At 64.4% G+C, this 20,144-nt stretch carries 21 protein-coding genes and 1 pseudogene; 5 read left to right on the forward strand and 17 right to left on the reverse strand.

The genetic code is table 11. The annotated features are described in order from the left end of the window. Positions 1–28: 28 nt before the first annotated feature. From gdhB to ACSFDB_RS07660, 8 genes are all read right to left on the reverse strand, one after another. Positions 29–1,345: a glutamate dehydrogenase GdhB gene (gene gdhB, locus ACSFDB_RS07625; protein WP_440770417.1), complete on the reverse strand. Its 1,317-nt coding sequence runs from the start codon at positions 1,343–1,345 to the stop codon at positions 29–31. A gap of 16 nt (positions 1,346–1,361) precedes the next feature. Continuing rightward, positions 1,362–1,502 (reverse strand): rubrerythrin-like domain-containing protein, encoded by a 141-nt coding sequence (locus tag ACSFDB_RS07630; RefSeq protein ID WP_139171254.1) that lies wholly within the window; start codon positions 1,500–1,502, stop codon positions 1,362–1,364. Between the two features lie 90 nt (positions 1,503–1,592). Continuing rightward, positions 1,593–4,619, reverse strand: coding sequence for a bacterio-opsin activator domain-containing protein (locus tag ACSFDB_RS07635; RefSeq protein WP_440770418.1), 3,027 nt, complete (start codon positions 4,617–4,619; stop codon positions 1,593–1,595). 59 nt (positions 4,620–4,678) lie between these two features. Further along, a complete protein-coding gene (locus ACSFDB_RS07640; protein WP_440770419.1) occupies positions 4,679–5,533 on the reverse strand; it encodes a YihY/virulence factor BrkB family protein in 855 nt (284 codons plus the stop codon). Positions 5,534–5,634: 101 nt separating this feature from the next. Then, a complete protein-coding gene (locus tag ACSFDB_RS07645) occupies positions 5,635–5,841 on the reverse strand; it encodes a DUF2196 domain-containing protein (RefSeq protein ID WP_440770420.1) in 207 nt (68 codons plus the stop codon). 327 nt (positions 5,842–6,168) lie between these two features. Then, a complete protein-coding gene (gene msrB, locus ACSFDB_RS07650) occupies positions 6,169–6,600 on the reverse strand; it encodes a peptide-methionine (R)-S-oxide reductase MsrB (RefSeq protein ID WP_440770421.1) in 432 nt (143 codons plus the stop codon). A 66-nt stretch (positions 6,601–6,666) separates the two neighbouring features. Further along, positions 6,667–6,828: a hypothetical protein gene (locus ACSFDB_RS07655; RefSeq protein WP_436344924.1), complete on the reverse strand. Its 162-nt coding sequence runs from the start codon at positions 6,826–6,828 to the stop codon at positions 6,667–6,669. 148 nt (positions 6,829–6,976) lie between these two features. Then, positions 6,977–7,552 (reverse strand): HTH domain-containing protein, encoded by a 576-nt coding sequence (locus ACSFDB_RS07660; RefSeq protein WP_440770422.1) that lies wholly within the window; start codon positions 7,550–7,552, stop codon positions 6,977–6,979. A gap of 302 nt (positions 7,553–7,854) precedes the next feature. Here ACSFDB_RS07660 and ACSFDB_RS07665 point away from each other — a divergent pair, with 302 nt between their 5' ends. Beyond that, positions 7,855–9,132 (forward strand): ornithine cyclodeaminase, nickel-pincer nucleotide-dependent, encoded by a 1,278-nt coding sequence (locus tag ACSFDB_RS07665; protein WP_440770423.1) that lies wholly within the window; start codon positions 7,855–7,857, stop codon positions 9,130–9,132. Between the two features lie 62 nt (positions 9,133–9,194). On the opposite strand, the pseudogene ACSFDB_RS07670 reads toward ACSFDB_RS07665, so the two are convergent. From ACSFDB_RS07670 to ACSFDB_RS07685, 4 genes and pseudogenes are all read right to left on the reverse strand, one after another. Then, positions 9,195–9,761: pseudogene (locus tag ACSFDB_RS07670) on the reverse strand (DUF7286 family protein); the annotation flags it as partial. Further along, positions 9,713–10,486: a DUF7284 family protein gene (locus tag ACSFDB_RS07675; RefSeq protein ID WP_440770424.1), complete on the reverse strand. Its 774-nt coding sequence runs from the start codon at positions 10,484–10,486 to the stop codon at positions 9,713–9,715. The gene ACSFDB_RS07675 and the pseudogene ACSFDB_RS07670, both read right to left, overlap by 49 nt. Next, positions 10,483–10,956: a DUF7285 family protein gene (locus ACSFDB_RS07680; RefSeq protein ID WP_440770425.1), complete on the reverse strand. Its 474-nt coding sequence runs from the start codon at positions 10,954–10,956 to the stop codon at positions 10,483–10,485. The genes ACSFDB_RS07675 and ACSFDB_RS07680 overlap by 4 nt, the downstream gene beginning before the upstream one ends. Next, positions 10,937–11,995, reverse strand: coding sequence for a DUF7283 family protein (locus ACSFDB_RS07685; protein ID WP_440770426.1), 1,059 nt, complete (start codon positions 11,993–11,995; stop codon positions 10,937–10,939). Before ACSFDB_RS07685 ends, ACSFDB_RS07680 begins: the two co-directional genes overlap by 20 nt. Before the next feature lie 148 nt (positions 11,996–12,143). Between ACSFDB_RS07685 and ACSFDB_RS07690 the strand changes: the two genes are divergently transcribed. The 3 genes from ACSFDB_RS07690 to ACSFDB_RS07700 all read left to right on the forward strand — a co-directional run bounded on the left by ACSFDB_RS07690 (position 12,144) and on the right by ACSFDB_RS07700 (position 15,050). Further along, positions 12,144–13,802, forward strand: a complete 1,659-nt coding sequence (locus ACSFDB_RS07690; RefSeq protein WP_440770427.1) for a bacterio-opsin activator domain-containing protein — start codon at positions 12,144–12,146, stop codon at positions 13,800–13,802. A gap of 64 nt (positions 13,803–13,866) precedes the next feature. Next, the gene (locus tag ACSFDB_RS07695; protein ID WP_440770428.1) at positions 13,867–14,817 is read left to right on the forward strand and encodes a phytoene/squalene synthase family protein; all 951 of its coding nucleotides are present in this window, start codon (positions 13,867–13,869) and stop codon (positions 14,815–14,817) included. An 80-nt stretch (positions 14,818–14,897) separates the two neighbouring features. After that, positions 14,898–15,050 carry a hypothetical protein gene (locus ACSFDB_RS07700; RefSeq protein ID WP_440770429.1) on the forward strand — a complete coding sequence of 51 codons (153 nt, stop codon included), beginning with the start codon at positions 14,898–14,900 and terminating at the stop codon, positions 15,048–15,050. Between the two features lie 21 nt (positions 15,051–15,071). Here the strand turns inward: ACSFDB_RS07700 and ACSFDB_RS07705 are convergent, their stop codons facing one another. The 4 genes from ACSFDB_RS07705 to crtID form a co-directional block, all read right to left on the reverse strand. Beyond that, positions 15,072–15,233 (reverse strand): hypothetical protein, encoded by a 162-nt coding sequence (locus ACSFDB_RS07705; protein ID WP_440763913.1) that lies wholly within the window; start codon positions 15,231–15,233, stop codon positions 15,072–15,074. Positions 15,234–15,353: 120 nt separating this feature from the next. Then, complete coding sequence (cruF, locus tag ACSFDB_RS07710) at positions 15,354–16,238, reverse strand: bisanhydrobacterioruberin hydratase (protein ID WP_440770430.1); 885 nt, start codon at positions 16,236–16,238, stop codon at positions 15,354–15,356. A gap of 28 nt (positions 16,239–16,266) precedes the next feature. Continuing rightward, complete coding sequence (locus ACSFDB_RS07715; protein ID WP_440770431.1) at positions 16,267–17,133, reverse strand: prenyltransferase; 867 nt, start codon at positions 17,131–17,133, stop codon at positions 16,267–16,269. A gap of 67 nt (positions 17,134–17,200) precedes the next feature. Then, entirely contained in the window at positions 17,201–18,697 is a 1,497-nt protein-coding gene (crtID, locus tag ACSFDB_RS07720) for a bifunctional phytoene desaturase/3,4-desaturase (protein ID WP_440770432.1), read from the reverse strand. A 164-nt stretch (positions 18,698–18,861) separates the two neighbouring features. On the opposite strand from crtID, the gene ACSFDB_RS07725 reads away from it, so the two are divergent. Then, positions 18,862–19,581 (forward strand): SDR family NAD(P)-dependent oxidoreductase, encoded by a 720-nt coding sequence (locus ACSFDB_RS07725; RefSeq protein WP_440770433.1) that lies wholly within the window; start codon positions 18,862–18,864, stop codon positions 19,579–19,581. Positions 19,582–19,761: 180 nt separating this feature from the next. Here ACSFDB_RS07725 and ACSFDB_RS07730 read toward each other — a convergent pair whose 3' ends face one another. Further along, positions 19,762–20,046, reverse strand: a complete 285-nt coding sequence (locus ACSFDB_RS07730; RefSeq protein ID WP_076609512.1) for a translation initiation factor eIF-1A — start codon at positions 20,044–20,046, stop codon at positions 19,762–19,764. Positions 20,047–20,144: the final 98 nt, after the last annotated feature.

The following is a 20,144-nucleotide window of genomic DNA, read 5'->3' on the forward strand; positions in this document are numbered from 1 at the left end:
GAGTTTCACCACCGGCCGATCGACGCGATCAGGGCCAGAGTCCGCGCATCTCGTGGGCCTCGGCGACCCGCGACAGCGCGACGACGTAGGCGGCGTCGCGCCAGGTCACGTTCTTCGACTCGACCTCGTCTCGCACGGCCGACCAGGCACCGACCATCTCGGACTCGAGCTCCTCGTGGACGCGCTCGAGGGACCACTTCCGGCGGTTGATATCCTGGAGCCACTCGAAGTAGCTTACCGTCACCCCGCCGGCGTTGGCGAGGATGTCGGGGATCACGTGGACACCGCGTTCCTCGAGGATGGCGGCGGCGGCGAAGGTCGTCGGCCCGTTCGCACCCTCGACGACGATGTCCGCCGCGATGTCGGCGGCGTTGTCCGCGGTGAGGACGTTGCCGACGGCCGCGGGGACGAGAACGTCGACGTCGAGTTCGAGCAGCGCCTCGTTCGATATCCGCGTGATGTCGGGCGTCTCCGTCGCGTACGCGGTAACCGCCTCCGGCTCCTCGTCGTGAGATGGGATCGCCCCGACCTCGATCCCGTCGGCGTCGTAGATCGCGCCGTTGACGTCGCTGACGGCGACGATGGTCGCGCCCCACTCCTCGAGCAGGCGAGCGGCGTTCGCGCCGACGCTCCCGAAGCCCTGGACGGCGACCGTGGTGTCGGAAAGCGGGTAGTCGTAGTAGTCGCAGGTCTCGCGCGTGACGATGGCGACGCTCCGACCGGGCGCCTCTTCGCGACCGTAGGAGCCGCCGACGACGGGCGGCTTGCCGGTGACGACGCCGGGGATGGTCTCGCCTTCCTGCATGCTGTATGCGTCCATGATCCAGGCCATCGTCTCGGGATCGGTCCCCATGTCGGGGGCGGGGATGTCCGTCGTCGGGCCGATCACCGACCGAATCTCCTGGGTGAACCGGCGTGTGAGTCGCTCCTTCTCGCCGTCGCTCAGCGACTTGGGGTTGACGACGACGCCACCTTTCGCGCCGCCGAAGGGGAGATCCATCACGGCGCACTTCCAGGTCATCCACATCGAGAGGCCGACGCACTCATCGCGCGTGACCTCGGGGTGGTAGCGCAGGCCACCCTTGTACGGCCCGCGGACGCTGTCGTGCTGGGCGCGGTAGCCCGTGAAGACCTCGACGCTCCCGTCGTCGCGCTCGAGCGGGACGGTCACCTCGTGGACTTTCGCCGGGTGCTCGAGGCGCTCCAAAACGGAGTCGTCGATCTCGAGGTGGGCCGCGGCGCGCTCGAGTTGTCTGCGCGCGGTCTCGAGCGCGGTTTCGGGTTCGGCCGTATCGGTCGCCTGCTGTTCCTCGGTAGACACTGCGGACTGTTGGTGTGAAGCCATGAGAATCGATAGTAGATTACTCGATCGGTGTTCGACGATTACGCATATCGGCGCCGCAGTCGGGACAACACGCGGCCGTCGTCGCACGGACGACGGTGCCGCAGTCGAAACACTCGTAGCTCGATACCTCGTCGGGGTTGAACTGGACGTCTTTCATGGGGAGATGGGAATTGCATTTAGGAATAATAAGGATATTAGGATAGGTATATTCGTCAGATGGCTAGCCCCTGCGAGAGACTGGGGTTCACTATTCAACTGCCGGTGCAGCATTTGCCGGAAGTCCGATCTCGTCGAACAGGATCGTGAAGAGTTTGCGCTGAACGGTCCGAATGTGGCGGTAGAACGCGGCCGGCGAGATTCCCAACGCGTCGGCGACGTCCTCGCCCGACCGTTCCCGAGGCGAGGTGAAGTAGCCGCTGTAGTACGCCAACTGAACGACCTCGAGCTGTCGCTCCGTGAGTCGCTCGAGCAGTTCGGCCCGGAGATCGCGTGCCGTCGTCCGATCGACGCTTCGCTTCGCGTGCAGATCGACGTCGGCGAACGCACTCGAGACGACGTCGACGCTGCCGCCTGCGTCGACTGTCCGCGGGACGTCGACCACGACGCGGGTCGCCTCCGGCGTCGCCTCCACGCTGCGCAACAGGACGCCGTGGTCGGCGAGTTGCAGCGCCAGAAACGGCGGCGAGAGTTCGAGAAGTACCGTCCCACCAGCCGCCTCGGCAGAACCGCTACCGCCGTTTCCGTCGCCGTCGCGCTCGTTGTCGCTGTCACGGCGGTCGCCGTTGCTGACGTCATCGCTGTCGATCACTTGCACCCCTTCGACGGCGACGAGATCGGCGGCGGCGTCCACGACGGCCTGCGGGGAGCCGCCCTCGACCGTGGTAAACACCGACGCGCCGTTCTCGTGGAGCCGAACGCTGCCGTCGAACGAGAGCGTGCAGTCGGCTCGACGGGCGAGCCGCGAGAAGACGAAGCCCTCGTCGCGGACGTCGAATTCGAGGCGAGTCCGGGAGTCGGTCAACAGCGCCTGTTTGCGCTCGACGGCGGCGATGGCGGAGGCGATCGTCTCGCCGAGTTCTGCCAGAACCGTTCGCGTGACCCCGTCGAACGCGTCGGGTTGGTCGGCATAGACGGTCAACACGCCGTAGGTAAACTCGTCGTACGCCAGCGGAACGCCGGCGACGGACTGGTACTCCCGCGACAAGGCCTCGGAACGCCACGGTTCCTCGCGGAGCCGGTCGACGACGTTCGAAACCACCGTCACCTCGCGAGTAGCCGCCGTCAGGGCCGCGGGCTCGGTCGCCTCTGACAGCGAGAGCGAGACGCTATCGAGGTAGTCCCGTCCACGGCCCGTGCCGCCGTGGGTGTTCGCCTCGAGTCGTTCGTCTGCAACGTCGGTCGTGCCGATCCAGGCGAACGAGAATCGGTCGGCCGAGGTGAGTCGCTCGCAAACGGCCGCCTCGATCTCTTCGCGGGTTTCGGCCCGAACCAGCGCCGCGTCGATCTCGCGGATGATCTCGTTCACCCGGTCGAGCCTGGTGAGTTTGCGGTTCTGCCGCTGGAGCTCTCGGTCGCGTTCGCGGAGGGTTCGCTCCCGGGCAACGCGGTCGAGCGCCGCTTCGGCCGTCGCCGCGAGCAGATCGGTCAGTTCGCGCGTGACGTCGTCGAAGGCGTCGATCTCGGACGAGCCGACGAGGAAGACGCCGTGATCGCCCAACGGGACGACGCCGGCACTCCTGACGTCGGTCGCCGGATTCGCCAGCGCCGCCGAGTCGGCGACGTCCGCGAAGAATTCGGCGTCGCCCTCGACGAAGACCCGTCCCGAAATGCTGTCGGGGTTCGCCCGTCGCGGCGTGAGCGGGCCGTTGAGGCGGTTCAAACCAGGGGATGTGGCGACCGGCTCGAGGACGTTCTCGTCCCTGTCGAACAGGTACGCGCCGCTGGCCTCGAGGTCGAGGACGTCGGTCGCGTCGTCGACGACGATGTCGGCGATCTCGCGCTCGCTCTCGGCGTAGAGCAGTTCCCGTGCCGTACGGTGGAGCGCCGTCAGCGCCTCCTCGCGGCGCTTGCGTTTCGTCACGTCTCGGCAGCTGTAGAGGATCGTCCCGTCCTGAATCGACACCTCGCGGACGTTGACCAACAGCGTGTGCTCCCGGCCCGCTCGGTCGGTCGCCGTACACTCGATGTTCGTCAGCACGCCCTCGGCCTCGAGCGCTTCGCGGTCGTACAGCTCCGGCCCGAGCAGTTCGTCGATCGTCCCCATCTCGTGGATCGCGTCGTCGTCGTAGCCGAAGATGAAGTGGACGTTCGGGCAGACGTAGGTGAACTCGCCCTCGTCGTTCGTGATGAGGACCGTGTCGGTCATGTTGTTCAGCGTCACTCGGTGGAGCTCCTCGGAGTCGCGGAGCTCCCGCTCGAGTTCGACGCGTTCGGTGACATCACTCGCCTGCGCGAGCAGCGAGACGACGGCGCCCGAGTCGTCACGAACCGGACGGATCGTCACCTCGAGCGTCCGCGGTTGCGGCTCTGAGTCGCCGTCGCTCCCGTCTTCGTTGCCGACCGACTCGTCACTGAGCCCGTTCACATCGCCGGCGCGGATCTCCACCTCCCGATGGACGACCGTTCCGTTCGCCGCCCGTTCGACCGCGCTCCGGAGTATCGTCGGCCCGGCTTCGGCGCGCTGCCACCACGTCAGTTCCGGAAACGGCCGTCCGCGCACGTCGGCTTCGGTCGCGTCGATCGCCTCGAGCGCAGGCTCGTTGGCCCGTCGAACGCTGCCGTCGGGGTCCAACACCCACGCGTACGTTTCCGGGTCGTCGAACACCGCGCCGAACTGGCGCGCTCGCGCTCGACAGTTTCGTCGATCCGTCCCGCGTTCGATCGCCCGCTCGAGCGCCGCGGTGAGAGCCGCGCCGGACCACTCGCTCGGGACGTACTCCGTCGCCCCCGCCGCGACGGTTTCCGCGGCGAGCGATTCGTCGCCCTCCCGCGCGGCGTAGACGATCGGCAAATCGGGATCGCGCTCGCGAATCCGCTCGACGAGATCGATTCCGTCCCCGTCCGACGGCGGCTGAGCGGTCAGGACGCAGTCGACGTGGCGTTCCTCGAGCGCCTCGAACGCCGCGGCTGCGCCCGAAACCGTCTCGATGTCGCCGATGCGATCGATTGTGGTTTCCGTTCGGTCCGTCCACCAGCCCGTGGCCGTTCCCGCGTGCTCGGCGTCGAATCCGACGGCGAGCACTCGCGCGTCGTCGGCGATCCCTTCGGAAGCCATTCGTCGCGTGTACGGACGCGACGTGATAGAACCCATCGATTCGCCAAACGGTTGGTCCATCAGGCGTATTTCTGCCACACCTCTCGCATCGGTACCCATCCGTCTTCGGGGTCGACATGATCCGCGAGAACGGCGTTGAGAACGGCTCCTAACAGGAGACAGAGCCCGCCGAGGTAGACCCACGTCAGGATGATCAGGATCGCGCCGGCGATACCGAAGAGCGCGATGCTTTCTGACGTCGCGACGTAGATTCTGAAGCTGACCGCCAGGACGGTCCACGAGAGGGCGGCGAACGCCGTTCCCGGCAGGATTTCGACGACCGAGACGTCGGGCTGGGGGAAGAAGTAGTACATCGGCAGGAAGACGGTCAGCAAGAGGCCGGCGAGGACGACGGCGCTAGCGGCCGTCGCCAGGACACCGCCGACCAGTATCGAGAGACTGATCCCGATGACGCTGACCAACGTCACGCCGACCGCGAGCGTCGCCGTCACGAGCACGACGTTGAGCGCCGTCACGAGCGTCACCGTCGCGGCCGTGTTGACGTACGATTCGCGCTTCCGAGAGCCGTAGACGTCCGTAAACGCGCTGTTGACCGCCTGGAACAACCGAACTGCGCTCCACAGCAAAATTATCAGGGCGAGTAACGCGGCCCGCGTCCGATCGGCTCCGTTTCCGGCCATCTCCTCGATACCCTCGTCGGTCACGACACCCTCGAGACCCGACGCCGACTCCAGTGCGGTCACCAGCGGCTCGAGCGCGTCGACGAGCGTCACGGCGACGAGCGCCAGGATGACCAGCGGGACGAGGGTGTTGAACCCGTGGTAGGCTAGGCCCGCGGACTTGACGCTGATCTGCCGTTCGCGGGCGACCGCGGCGACGTCGCGAGCGAGCGACATGAGACTCGAGTCGGCCATATCTCGATATCGACGGCGCGCCGGATATCGATTGGGCCGGCAAGCGGGTTGGAGCGCGTTTCGGCGCGGCACCTACCGGTGAAAACGAGCGACGAGGAGCGCTATTCGTCGGGACGAACCGACTGCACGTGACCGACGACGCCGTTTTTGAGTTCGACCTCCGGTCCTTCGGGCTCGTCGCCGTAGATCGTCGCGATCTCGCCGATGATCGGCTCCTGATCCTCGGATCGGACGTCCTGATCGCCCTGGACGATCTCGACGGTGACGCCCTGTCGCAGCTCCTCGGCGGTTGGTCGTTCGTTGGACATAGGTGGTGGTGAGTCAGTCCGCTCAAAAAGGGCAGTGCCTGCACTCGCGACGGTCCCGAGTGATCTCGACGCGTTCGATTCGGAACGGTGGGACCGGAAGAAACATCACAGATATAACCGACACTGATAGCAATGAACGGGACGAGACAGAAGGATATTCTCCTCATGCTCTTTGCGGTGCAGTTCTCGATACTGGTCCTTGTGATACCGGTCCTCTGGCCCCTCTTACTGTTCCCAGTGGTGCTTACCCTTCACGTGATGAAAGCGGAGTACAATCGCCGACTCGACGAGTCGTCCGAGCACTAGTTCCAGACAGACGTCGATCGACTACTCGTCGTCGAACTCGAGGGCCGCCGAGTTGATACAGTAGCGTTTTCCGGTGGGTTCGGGACCGTCCTCGAAGACGTGGCCCAAGTGACCGCCGCAGTTCGCACAGAGGACCTCGGTGCGTTGCATCCCGTGGCTGTTGTCCGGGCGGGTCTCGACGATGTCGTCGTCGGCGTCGTAGAAACTCGGCCAGCCGCAGCCGGACTCGAACTTCGTCTCGGAGTCGAACAGTTCCGTCCCGCAGCCGGCACAGGCGTAGCTGCCGTCGTCCTTGTGGTCGACGTACTCGCCGCTGAACGGGGCTTCGGTCCCGGCCTCGCGCAGGATGCGGTACTGCTCCTCGCTTAGTTCCTCCCGCCACTCGGCGTCGCTCGAGGGGAGATCGGCGTCGGTCTGGCGGTCGCGGGGTTGCTCGTCAGTGTCGTGTTCCATACGCATCCTACGGGCGAGAGACTGAAGAGTCTGTCCGCATTCGTTCCCGCTCGTCCAACAGCGACTCTATCGGCTCGTGATAACGTCCGTGCTCTCGCAGTCGGGACACTGGGTCATCCGACCCAGCTTCGGGACATCAATCCGACGCCAGGCGTCGTCACCGCCGGGGGCTTCGAAGCCGCAGTTTCGACACCGTGACGGGCCGAACGTGACTGAGTCGCTCACCATATGCGAACTATGACATGGAATGGCATAGTAGTTGTTCACGGCGAGCGTGAACGTTCCGAACCGCTACCGTACGCGGCGCTAATTTGGGTCGAAACGAACGAACGTCGAAGAACTGAAGACTGCATCCCCCACAGCCGATCGCCGGTCGTCAGTCGGAACTCGGCGAAAACGGTTCGACACGGCGCTGTCTGTAGCCGGTCGCGCCGCCGGACGGCCGGTCAGTCATCACTTCGTCCCGTCGTCGATCGCCGTCGGTTGTCAGCGCCTGCTCCGTCTCCGCGACGAGCGCGTCGAACCGATCGAAGACGTCGACGGTCCGGTCGTCGGTCCGGCAGGGGGCGACGTGGACGAGTTCGTCGTCCTCGTCGAACTCTGCGAGCGCGACGGTTGGGAGCCGCCAGACGTCGTGAGACGTCCCGGTGATCGTCGACTCGACGTGCGTGTTCCGAAAGAACGGTTCGAGCTGGCGTCCAGTGTCGGCCGCCCACTGCTCGAACGCCTCGAGGCGCGTTTCGATCCGCTGGAGTTGTGGAATGCGAGCCGCATGAGTCGTCTGTTCGACTTCTTTGCCCCAGACGCCGACCTCGACCGACTCGATCGGCTCGCTCGACTCGAGTGCTTCCAGTCGCTCGAGGGCGCGCTCCTGGGTCGGCCCGGCGCTCGCGGGGGCGAACGATCGGATCCAGAGTTCGACTGTCGCTGGGGTGGGAGTAGGGTTCGACACGTTGTCGTGGCTGTCGGCAGAAACGTACAAAAGTGTTGTCTCAGCTATCAATAGCCCTGAAATACCGTTTCGATCCGCTCGTGGCGAATCCCAGCGTCTCACAGGACAACAACGGTAAACCGATTTTGCTAATCGGTACTGCGAGTGAGGATGGACGGTTGCCGATCGCGATAGTCAGCCGTTTGCCGGGAAACCACCCATCGACGGCCCCCACTGCCAGCGAGCGATGACCGACGCCGAATCGCTGGTTCGTCGGCCCACAACGCACACATTCACGATCCCCGGTCGCCAACCCCTCACCGATGACAGTTGCGCGAACCGTCGAACTCGAGGGGCACATCATCGACTCGGGGACGATGGGCATGTGTTTCGGGGTCGTGATGGATATGGGCGGCGAGTTCGAGGTCGAGGAGTTCGAGGTCGGCCGCCACAAACACGCCGAGACGTACTGCCGGATGCGGGTGATGGCCGAGACCGAAGAGGAGCTTCGAGCCATCCTCCACGAACTCAACCAGCAGGGCGCGACCGTGGCCGATCCGCGGGACGCGACGCTCGAGGCTGCTCCCGAGGACGGGGTCGTCCCGGTCGAGTTCTATTCGACGACGAACCACCCGACCTACGTCCGCGTCGACGGCGAGTACGTCGAGGTCGAGGACGTCGAGATGGACTGTGCGTTGATCGTCGACCGAGCGGGTCCCGAAGAATCGCAGGGAGTCGGCGACGCCGACGGTGCCGACGACGACGATGACGGCACGCGCGTGTACACGAAAGTCCTCAACGCCGTCGAGGAGGGCGACCTCGTCGTCACCGGCGAGACGGGGATCCGCGTCGAACCGCCCGAACGGCCCCGAAACGGCGGCGGCTCGTTCGGGTTCATGCAGGGTGGCGTCTCGAGCGAGCGCCCCTCCGCGTCGCTGATCGAGGAGATCGCCGACGAGATGCGGGAGGTTCGCGAAAACGACGGCAACGTGCTCGTCGTCTGCGGCCCGGCGATCGTCCACTCCGGCGGGCGGAACGCGCTGGCCGATATCGTCCGTGCGGGCTACATCGACGGGCTGAGCGCAGGAAACGGGTTCGCCGTCCACGACCTCGAACGGGACCTCTACGGCACGTCGCTTGGCGTCGACACGGAGAGCTTAGAGCACCCGCGAAAGGGCCACAAACACCACATCTACACGATCAGCGAAATTGCCCGTCTCGGAGGTATCGAGGCGGCCGTCGACGAGGGAATCATCGACGAGGGTGTGATGTACGAGTGTATCGAAAACGACGTTCCCTACGTCCTCGCAGGCTCGATCCGCGACGACGGGCCGCTGCCGGACACGATCACCGACTCGATCGAGGCCCAAAACGCGATCCGCGAGCAGGCCCAGGAAGCCGACATCGTGCTCATGCTCTCGACGCTATTGCACTCCGTCGCCGTCGGGAACTGCCTTCCTTCGACCACCAAAACCGTCTGCGTCGACATCAACCCCGCCACCGTCACCCAACTGCTCGACCGCGGCAGCGCACAGGCCATCGGCATGGTGACCGACATCGGGACGTTCATCCCGATGTTGCGCGACGAGTTGCTCGAGTAACGATCGTCGCCGAACACCTCTTTCTGGACGCCGAAGATGGCGTCGTTCGCCATCACTTCCGTGTGATCGTGTTTGAGGATTTCGTCGAACGTCCATGGATTCGGGTCCACCCCGGTACCTGAATCCAGCCGATTGATAAACGACTTGAAGTACGCCATCGGATAGAGACGCACGGCCGTCTTGTGGGCGAAATTGTCGAGATCGGACGGACTTCCTTCGAAGAAGCCCTCGTTGAGGCTTTCGTTGAACTCCTGGGTCTTCTCCTGTAGCTCGAGGATCGGCGTGCCGACGGTGACGGTAAGCTCCTCGAGCGTCCGCTCGCTGATAACTCGATCGTCGTCCTCGAGCGAGATCGTCACCTCCTCGAGTGCGACCTCGATCGTACCGGTATCGGGGTGGGCGATGTCGACCCTCTCGTCGGCATCGCCGACTGCGGTGTTGGGAGTGGCTGAGAGGCCGTCGATGGACACCGTCGTTTCGGCGTCGCCGATCTGGCCCGACTCGAGATCGTCGCCGATCAGGTCGGCGAGACCGTCGACCAATTCCTCGTTGGCGTCGTCGGCCCGTGTCTCGGATCGAGCTAGCGGGGCCTCGTCCCGGTCGAGATCGGCGCCAACGAGGTCGGCCATCCGAAGGAGTGCGTGGACTTGATCGCCCGGTCGAGGTTCTGGCGCTCGAGCGCCAGTTGCGATCGTTCGGTGGGGAAGTAGCCCGCGACGATCGACTCCGCGATCAGTTCGGCGGCCTCGTCGACACCCTCGTTGGCGTACGTGTCGGCCAGCGCTTCGTCGTCGACGGTCGGCATGCCGCTGTCCGCGGTCATCGTGACGGCACTGATGTCGTCGGTGACCGGCGGTTGGGTACCGACGGTGGTGTTGCCGTGGATCGACGCCTCGTCGTAGGGCTGCCAGGTAGCGGTGACGTAGACCTGGTGATTAGCACCGACGAGGCGGCTCTCGACGTGTGCGGCGACGCTCTCGCTGAACGAATCAGCGTACAGAATCAACTGCGCTCCGTCGAATTCCGCGTTGACGACCGCCGCTTCGGCGGTCGGCACGATCGCCGGGCCGTACGTCGTTCGCTCGTAGCTCTCAATTCCCTCGGATTCGTCGTAGTGGCTACTGTTCGTCACGTTTTCGACGTCGTAGACGACCGAGACGGTCGACCCGCTTATGGTTTCGGCGGTATGATCGGCTCGATCGACTTCGAGATCGTCCTCGTCGCCGGTGAGGTAGAGCCCGATCACGAGCACGCTCGCCGTGATCAACAACAGCGCCAGGGCGATGTCGAGGACGGTACTGACGGCGCGGTCGGACGTCACCGGTTCGGTACTGACGACTCGGTCGGCTCTCACGGCGACCACACCTCGACGTGGAGGGTTCCACCGCGGACGTCACCGGCGACGTCGGTCTCGACGGGGATGGGGCGCTCGCTGACCTGCGTTTCGATCCCGGAGCCGTCCTCGGGTGGGCCTTCCTGTGGGGACGCTCTCGTTCCATCCGAGTCGAAATGCAAGTCGTCGACGACACGTTCGTGGCCGTCGTCGTCGATTATTGTCACCTCGACGTAGACGTTCTGTCCCTGTGGCAGCGACGCCATCTCGATGTCGGAGAGATCGGTACCGCGATCGGACGAGTAGACGCCGTCGTGAGAGATATCGTCCCAGATCAGATCGATCGCGACATCGTCGGACGTTCGGTCGGTCCGGTCCGTGAGCACGTCGGTGACGAACCCGCCGTAGAGAACGATCGCCAGCCCCAGAACGATGACGGCGACCAGTGCCGCGAGCGGCTCCGTCTGGCCCTTAGACGACGAGTGTAACATGGTAGTCCTCCGTCTCGTCGTCTCGTTCGATCCAGTTCAGCTCGTCTACGCGGTCGACGGAATCGGTACCGAGCGGGCACAGATACTCGTCGTCCGACGAGGAATTGAGCGTTGCGCTGCACGTGGTCCCGTCGAACTCGGCAGTGACGGTGAGTGGATAGTCGCCGACCCAGATGTTCTCTCCGCGGTCCCACGAGATGTGATTCGAGAGTGTTATTTCGTCAGTTCCCGCTTCCGAATACAGCTTCACGTCTCCGCCACCGTTCTCGATCTCGGCCACGTGACCAGGGTTGATTTCGGCTTCCGGGTCCTCCTCGTCCTCACAGTCCGAGAGCCAGCAGCTGGCTGAACCGATCCAGTCCGAAAACGTGTCTCTGGCTTGGTCCCAGAACGAATCGGAGTCGTCGTACTCCGCTTCGATGACGGATTCCCCCTCGATCGTGTAATCGCTAAACCCGTCGTACGTCGAATCTATCGATTGTGGAACGTCGTCGTGGGAACTCGCAATGAGCTCGGCGGTTTCGTGCGACCCGACTTCCACGTGAATATTCGTCGTTTCGTCGGGCTCTACGGCGACCTGCCGAACGGTTAGTTCCTCCGACGCGGTCAGCCACTCGCCGGCGTTGTCCTCCTCGGCAGCAGCGAGGCGATCCATGAACACCGTCGCTGCGTCTTCGTGCGGCTCGTCGATTTCGTCCTCGAACTCCTCCTCGAACGTCTCGCCGTAGATGAGTCGCTCGAGTCGATCGTCGCCGTTGACGACGACGACCTGCTCGTACCTGAGACTCGAGCGATCCGTTCCCTCCTCGTTTCGCAGTTCGATGGTTGTCCCGTCGATCTTGATCTCGTCGGCATCGTAGCCGTAGGTCGAGGCGGCCTCGTAGGAACTGCCGGACGTCTCCTCGATCGCGTTCGCCGTTCCATCGGCGTCCGGCGGTGGCGCCGTCGGGAGCCCGAGCACGATGCCGGCCATCGCGAAACTGACGATGGCAACTGCTACCCACACGTACCAGGCGTCGGCGGGGGCCTCCCAGTCCATGTCCACTGTGGCCGCGTATTAGTATTTAAACTTCAGATGTGGGAACGAAAGTAGTTCGGCGAACGCGAACGATGAGGTGCAAGCGTCGCTCGGTCTCGACACGAGTCGCCCACTTTCGTTATGTGGTTCAAGCACGAACGTTCAGCCGATGCACTCCGGGAAGGCACTCGCCGACGCGACCCTCGAGACGCTCCCGGTTATCGTCGGTGTGATCGATAGCGACGGGGAAATCCTGCTGACCAACCGGTCCTGGCGCGAGTTCGGTCCCGACGAGTACCGGGAGGACCACGTTGGCATCAACTACATTGCAACCGCCCAGATGGGTGACGACGAACACGCCAGACGCGCTGTGGAGGGGATCGAGACCGTCATCGCGGGCGAACAGGAGACGTTCGCGATGGAGTACCCGTGCCACACCCCCGATCGGAAACAGTGGTTTCTGATGCGAGCCAATCGGTTCACCGTCGACGGCGAGGGTCGCGTCTCCGTCGTCCACCTCGAGATCACCGAGCGAAAACTGGCCGAGATCACCGCCGAAGAAACGGCGGCGGAGCTTCGCGAGGAGCACCGCGCGCTCGAGCATCTCCTCGACCGAATCGACGGACTCCTCCGTGACGTGACTGATGCCGTCCTCGGTGCGACGACGCGCGACGAAGTCGAGCGACGGGTGTGTTCGTGTCTCACCGACACCGATCCGTACGGCCTCGCCTGGATCGGTCGGGCCGACATCGCGAACAGTCGGCTTTCACTGCACGAGTGGTCCCACGACGCCGACGTCCCGCTCGAGGACGACGATCTCTGTCTCGAGTCGGACGAGGATCATCCGGCCGTTCGGGCGCTCGAAACGGGAGAGTTGCAGGTGATTCAAAACCTCGAGACGGTCGACGGCGCGTCTCGTTGGTGGCCCGCGGGCGTCGAACGGGTCCAGTCGCTCGCTGCACTCCCCCTTACCTACGGCGACATCACCTACGGCGTGCTCGTGCTGTTCGCGACGGAGCCTGACGCCTTCGCGGAACGGGAGCGACTCGTACTCGACTCGCTCGCCGGGACGATCGCGACCGCGATGAACGCGATCGAGACCCAGCAGATGTTGACCACCGACACGGTCGTCGAACTCGAGATCGCAATCGAGGATTCCTCGCTGTTCGTCGCGGCGCTCGCGACCGAACTCGAGGCGACGATCACCTATCGCGGGTTGACCTACGACGGGGACGGGACGCCGCTCGCATTCTACCACGTCGACCGCGCCGTCGACGACGTCCCGCCGGTGACGGCGTTCGAAGGAGTAATCGACTGTACGATCCTGTCGACGTACGACGAGGGGACGCTTCTCGAAATCGCCGTCGACGACACGATCGTGACGACGCTCTCGGGACACGGCGCCGATATTCGCAGATTCGACGCCAGCGGTGCGGTCGGCCAGACGGCACACCGAACGGGGGCGAACGTTCCCGTCGTCGATCTCACTATCGACGTTCCGAACGGCCAGTCCGCTCGGTCGGTGTACGACCTGCTCGAGGAGCGCGCCGACGGCGTCGAACTCCTCAGCTACCACGAGACGGATCGGCCGCCGCGGTCGCGACAGGACGTGACGGCGCGGCTGGAATCGTCGCTCACCGATCGCCAGTTCACGGCCCTCCGGAAGGCCTACTACGCGGACTACTTCGAGTGGCCGCGGAACGTCTCGGGCGAGGACCTCGCACAGTCGATGGACATCTCCCGATCCACGTTTCACCAGCATCTCCGGTCGGCACAGCGAAAGCTCCTCGACGAACTGTTCGACGGAGACCCGCTTAGTAAGGGCTAATTGTTTTATATACTACTGTCGTACCGTTTACACCCCACAGCCGTCAGTTGGGCACGAGGAGAGAATGCAACAGGAACACATCGATGTAGGCAAGGCGATACAGCGGCGGACCGGGAAAACGTTCTATCTCGCGACGAGATTCCTTCCGAAACGAGTTCGCCACGCCACGCACGTTCTGTACGCGTTCTTTCGGATCGCGGACGAGGTCGTCGATGACGCGAACGGTAGCCCGCCCGAAGAACAGCGCGCCGAACTCGAGAGTCTCCGTGTCCAGGCACTCGGCGAGACCGAACCCAACGGCCCCGTGCTCGAGGCGTTCGGCGAACTTCGCCGCGAGTACGACATCTCGGACGCCGAAATCAACTCCTTCGTCGATGCGATGCAGTCGGATATCGACACCGACCGCTACGAGAGCTACGCCGACCTCGAGTCGTACATGCGAGGGTCGGCGTCCGCGGTCGGCGTGATGATGACCGCGATCATGGAACCCGAGGACCGCGAGGCCGCGCTCCCGCACGCCGTCAAACTCGGCGAGGCGTTCCAGATGACGAACTTCCTGCGGGACGTCCGCGAAGACGTCCTCGAGCGCGATCGGATCTACCTGCCCCAAGAGACGCTCGATTCCCACGACGTTTCGGCCGCGCAGGTCGAACGACTCGAGTACTCGGACTCGTTCGCCGCCGCGATGGCAGCCGAACTCAAGCGAACGGAGGATCTGTATCGGGAGGGCGTCGCGGGGATCCGGTATCTCCCCGACGACTGCCAGCTTCCCGTGTTGCTCGCGGCCGTCCTTTACGCGGAACACCACACCGTCATCCGGTCACAGAACTACGACGTCCTCAGCCGAGACCCCGCGCTGTCGTCGACTCGAAAGCTGTGGTGTCTCGCGAAGACCCGCTGGCACTGGCACTGGAACCGCGACCCGGAGGCCGTCTTCCGACGCGTCTCCGCCGTCCCCGCAGTCGAGACCGATCGCCACGACTCGGGCCACGGCGGTCACGTCCCAACGCAGTAACGCCGTCGCGCGGCCGCTTATTAACCCCCACTATATTGTGGATTTCCTGTTGTGAGCCCTCGGAGCGTAGTTGATTCCGTATGTCCACCAGCGATCCACACGACCCGCTCGCTATCGATCGCCGAAACGCCCGTACCGCCGCGATCGGACTCGGCGTCTGGTTGACGATCACGTTCGCCGTCGTGATCCTTTTGCTCCTGTTCGGCAGTACGTTGACCAACATCTTCGTGTAGAGCGCTCCTAAAGGAGCGCCGTCACTCCGAGACGTCCTCTTCGCCCAGCGCTTCGGTTTCGGCGACGACGAACTTCGCTAACGTCTGCTTCGAATGCGTTGCGACGAGGTGATCCTCCAGGTTTTGGTTCCGCGTTAGCTCGTCGTGACAGAGCGGACATTCGATCGGTGCGATAGTCGCCATACACCCATCAGTAGCGACACGAGCAAAAGCGTGGAGCAAGCATGTTCGTCCCCGAGGAATCGGTCGTGCGATCAAATTGTTACACCAGTCGTCGAAGCGTTCGAAAACACGACGCAACGATCAGGAATCCCGACTTTCGACGCCGCTCGAGGGAAGCGAGCGCCGAATCATCTCGCGGTCGTACCGATCCGTCCGAAACAGGCCGAGACAGAACGCGCCGGCGACGCCGGCCGCCAGCCAGTTGCCGTAGAGCAGGTTGATCGTCCCCCAGAGCAGGACGAAACTCACCAGGTCGTCGAGAATGAACTCGCAGTTTCGCACCCGCTCGAGCAGCGACGCGCGCTCGAAGGCGAGGTCCACGAGGAGAACGGCGACGGTGCCCGAGAGCAGCCAGCCGACGTAGTTCGAGACCGGGACGCCGTAGTAGACGCCTGGAGGGACGAACTCCCAGAAGCCGATGGCGACGGCGGCGGGGTCGAGCACGAGGTCGATGGCGACGACGGCCGCGATGGCCGCTGGGATCCTGACGAGCGGGTTCGCACTCCAGTCCTCGAGGACGAGTAGCGTGAGCAGGTAGGCGTTCAGCACCAGCGGGATGAAAAAGAGCGGCAGCGCTAACGGCACCTCTCCCAACAGCATCGGCCCGAGTTGGATGGTGTACTCGAACGCACCGTAGGGCCAGTCGGTTCGCACGCCGACGATCTCGATCGCGTACGTGTACGCCGTCAGCACGCCCAGGCAACCGAGGGCCCACCAGCCGATACGCGGCAGCAGGCCGACGACCAGCGGCGAGCGCATCACCATCGTCCCGAAGAGAATCAACAGCGGGTTGTACGCAAGCGGTTCCGGCATCAGCCCCTCCGCGCTGGCGACCAACGTCACCGCGCCGACGAACGGAAAGACGACCGCGATCGTAAACCGATTCTCGCGGATGACGGTCTCGAGGCGTCGCTGAATCCGCGTTCTGGTCTCGTTCGTGCGTGTCGTCGAGTTCGGTGTATCCATTCAGATCTGACCCCGTTGTGTGCTCATTTTAGACCAGTCTCCAGAGTCCGCCCATCGTCAGAACTGTGCCGACGACCGTGTTGATCGCCGGGAACCACCAGTACGCCCGATCGACGGCGACGCTCGAGGTAACGAGCGCCGCGACGAGTGCGGGGTAGACCAGCATGAGCGCGCCGAGGCGGCCGTCGAGCGCGGCGAACGCGAGCGCGCTCGCGAACCAGCACGCGCCGCAGTACGCGTAGGTTCGCGACTCGCCGAGTACCGTCGCAGTCGTCCGAATGCCGGTCTCGCGGTCGGGTTCGATGTCGGGGATCGCCGAAAAGGTGTGCATCCCCATCGCCCACAGCCAGCCGCCGAGGACGGCGAGCAGCGGTGGCTGTCCCCCGGCGACGGCGGCGTAGGCTGCCGCGCCCGGCGCGATGTAGAGTCCGTTCGAGACCGAGTCGAGGACCGGCGTCGTCTTGAACCGAACCGGCGGCGCGCTGTAGGCGGCCCCGAGGACGAGAAAGACCGCGAGCCAGGGCCAGGCCGCCCGCGACAGGAACGGGACGAGCGCCAGCCCCAGAAGAACACAGCCGACGACCGCGGCCGGAACGAATCGTTGACCCCGATACCGTGTCTCCTTTTCGTCCTTCTTCGGATTCGCAACGTCGATCTCGCGGTCGTAGACGTCGTTGATCCCGTAGAGGAAGACGTTCGCGGGCACGAGGAAGTAGGCGAACAACGCGACTGCGGCGGGTGCGAACAGGTCGTCGACCGAACTCGCGGCGTACGCGACGCCGACGAGCACCGGTCCCGCCAGATAGAGCCAGAACCGCGGTCTCGAGAGCGTCAGCAGGTACGACAGCTCCGCCCCGAGACCGCCATCGTTCGCGGACGTCGACTCCGATGTCATGGTCGGCTGCACGTGGCACCTGCGGTCATCGCTGTCCGGACCCAACCCCGATCGATCGTTCGCTGGATCACTGTTCTATCGGTTGTCCGTAGTCCTCGAGTACCTTCTCCGCGGTCAGTTCGCCGCTGATGAGACACATCGGAACGCCGATCCCCGGCGTGGTGTCGCCGCCGACGAAGTAGAGTCCGTCGACGCCCTTCGCGCGGTGGGGTGGCCGAAAGAGGGAGGTCTGTCGGAGCGTGTGGGCCAGCCCCAGTGCGGTTCCATCGTAACTGTTGTATCGATCCGCGAAATCCCGCACGCAGAACTGCTCCTCGAAGACGATCCGACCGCGTAGCTCCTCGCCGGTGTTCGCGGCGATGTCCGCGAGGATCTTCTCGCGGTAGGCCTCCCGAATCTCAGGGGTGTCCTCGAGCCCCGGCGCGATCGGGACGAGGACGAACAGGGCGCTGTGGCCGTCGGGAGCGACCGTGTCGTCGGTCTCCGAGGGGACACAGCAGTAGTAGGCGGGTTCGTCCGGCCACTGCGGGTCCTCGAATATCTGATCGAAGTGTTCCTGCCAGTCCGTCGGGAGGACCAGCGTGTGGTGGGCCAGTTCCTCGACCTCGCCCTCGACGCCGAGGTAGAGCAAGAAGGCGGAGGGGGCGTAGGTCCGCGACTCCCAGTAGTCGGCGTCGTAGCCCCGCCGTTCGGCCGGGAGCAGTTCCTGTTCGGTATGAGCGTAGCTGGCGTTGCTGACCACCAGATCGGGGCGTAGCGGCCCCTTCGACGTCTCGACGAGGAACGCCCCCTCACGACCCTTGATCGCCGTCGCCGGTCGGTCGGTGTCGTACGTGACGCCCAGTTCGCGTCCCAGCTCCGCGATCCCGTCGATGACGCCGCCGATGCCGTCCTCTGGGTACCAGACGCCGAGGTTGAAATCGACGTGGCTCATCAGGTTGTACAGCGCCGGCGTGTTCGTCGGCGAGCCGCCGAGGAACACCAGCGTGTACTGCATGATCTGCTGGAGTTTCGGGTGTTCGAAGTAGTTCTCGACGTGACCCTGCATCGATCCCAGCAGGGAGAGCCCGCGAGCCTGTCGAGCCACGTCGAGGTCGACGTAGTCCCGCAGTCGCGTCCGATCCTCGTAGACGAAGTGTTCCATCCCCACCTCGTAGTTCTCCCGCGATTTGTCGAGATAGCGCTCGAGCGCGTCACCCGCGCCCGACTCGTACTCCTCGAAGACGGCCTTCGTTCGCTCGAGATCGGGCGTGACGTCGACCTGATCGCCATCCTTGAAGAAGATCCGGTAGTGCGGGTCGAGGTGGGACAGTTCGTAGTAGTCCGACGGCGTCCGGTCGAACGCGGCGAAAAAGCGCTCGAAGACGTCGGGCATGAGGTACCACGACGGCCCCATATCGAACCGGAAACCGTCCTCCTCGAGCCGACTCGCACGGCCCCCGAGCTGCTCGTTTTTCTCGATGACGTGGACGTCGGCACCTCGATCCGCGAGGTAGCAGGCCGTCGAGAGCCCACCGACGCCGGCCCCGATCACGACGACGGACTCGTCGGCCAGCGATTGCATATGTTACCGTGACTGTCGGCGCGGTGATAAACGTACGCCATACCTACGTAGGGGACCGCAAGATCGAGTGTCGGCGGGCAACGAGAGCCGCCATCCGTCCACGAGGCAAGTCCGGCGACGACTCTCGGCGATGGATTCCTGTGTCAGCCACCCGTAGGGCCCGTATGAACGGAACGACAGCGGTCATCACCGGTGGGACTCGCGGGATCGGACGCGCCGTCGCCGAAACGTTCGTCGACGAGGGTGCGACGGTGGTCGTCGGCGCTCGAGACGGCGACGACGTGACGGAAACGGTCGACGCACTCGAGGACCGCCTCGAGTCGACCGAGACCACGGACGCCGCCGCGGCAGGGCACCGGACCGACGTCCGCGACGAGTTCGACCTCGAGCGACTCGTCGAAACCGCGTCGCGGACCGGTCCGTCTGCCGGTATCGACGTCCTCGTCCCCGCAGCGGGCGTCTATCATGGCACCCCGGGGAGTACGCCGACCGACCGCGAATCGTACTCGGCGTTCGACGACCACTGGCGGATCAACGCCCGCGGGGTCTTCGGAACGGTTCTCGAGGCGCTCCCCCACCTGAACGACGGCGCTCGCGTGCTCGTCCCGACGGGGGCTATCGCTCGCGAAGCCAAATCGGGCTACGGCTCGTACGCGATATCGAAGGCGACGGCGGAGGCGGTGGCTCGAGGGTTCGCCGCCGACACCGACTACACCGTCGGCTGTCTGGATCTCGGGCAGGTCGCGACGGCGCTCTCGGGCGGCCAGGGACGCGATCCGGAATCGATCGCAGGAATGTTCGTCTGGGCGGCGACCGACGCCGAATCGGACGCGATCGATGGAGCGGTGGTCGACCTCCGAACGTGGAAGCGGGCGACGCGATGAATTACTATCGCAGGTATCGGTTTATTCGTCCGAACTACAGGCGAGGCTCGAACGGATTGGACTCGCCGTAGAAGCCGTCTCGCAGGGAATGATCGGCAGTGTCGATTCGAACGGTCGAACGCCGTCGCTCGGTATCGTGGAGTGTGCGGAGAAATCTCGTTTAGTGGTCGCTACCGAGGTTCAATCGATGTGGCCTTCGCGACGCAGTTGATCTGCGTCCTGGCTGGTGTAGCGCCACTCGATCGTCGCTTTCTCGTCCTGCCAGTCCCAGGGTTCGGCGACGACGATATCGTCTTGTTCGATCCACGTACGATACTTCATGCGGCCTGGGATGCGGCCGAGTCGTTCCTCGCCATCTTCACACCGGAGTTGGACGTGATTGCCACCAAGGTGTTCGGTTACGACGGCGAATACTTCATCGCTGTTGGGCATACGGAGGTTCCGTCGCCCGGATTCTTCTGTCACACCCGTACTACGTACGGCGGACGTTTAAAGCATTGGAGAGGCGTGGTAACATCTAACTCAACCGTAATCGTCCGGTCGAAAGATCTGTTAGAACGAGA

The sequence above is a fragment of the Natronorubrum amylolyticum genome (genome assembly GCF_052040145.1).
Classification (GTDB): Archaea; Halobacteriota; Halobacteria; order Halobacteriales; family Natrialbaceae; genus Natronorubrum.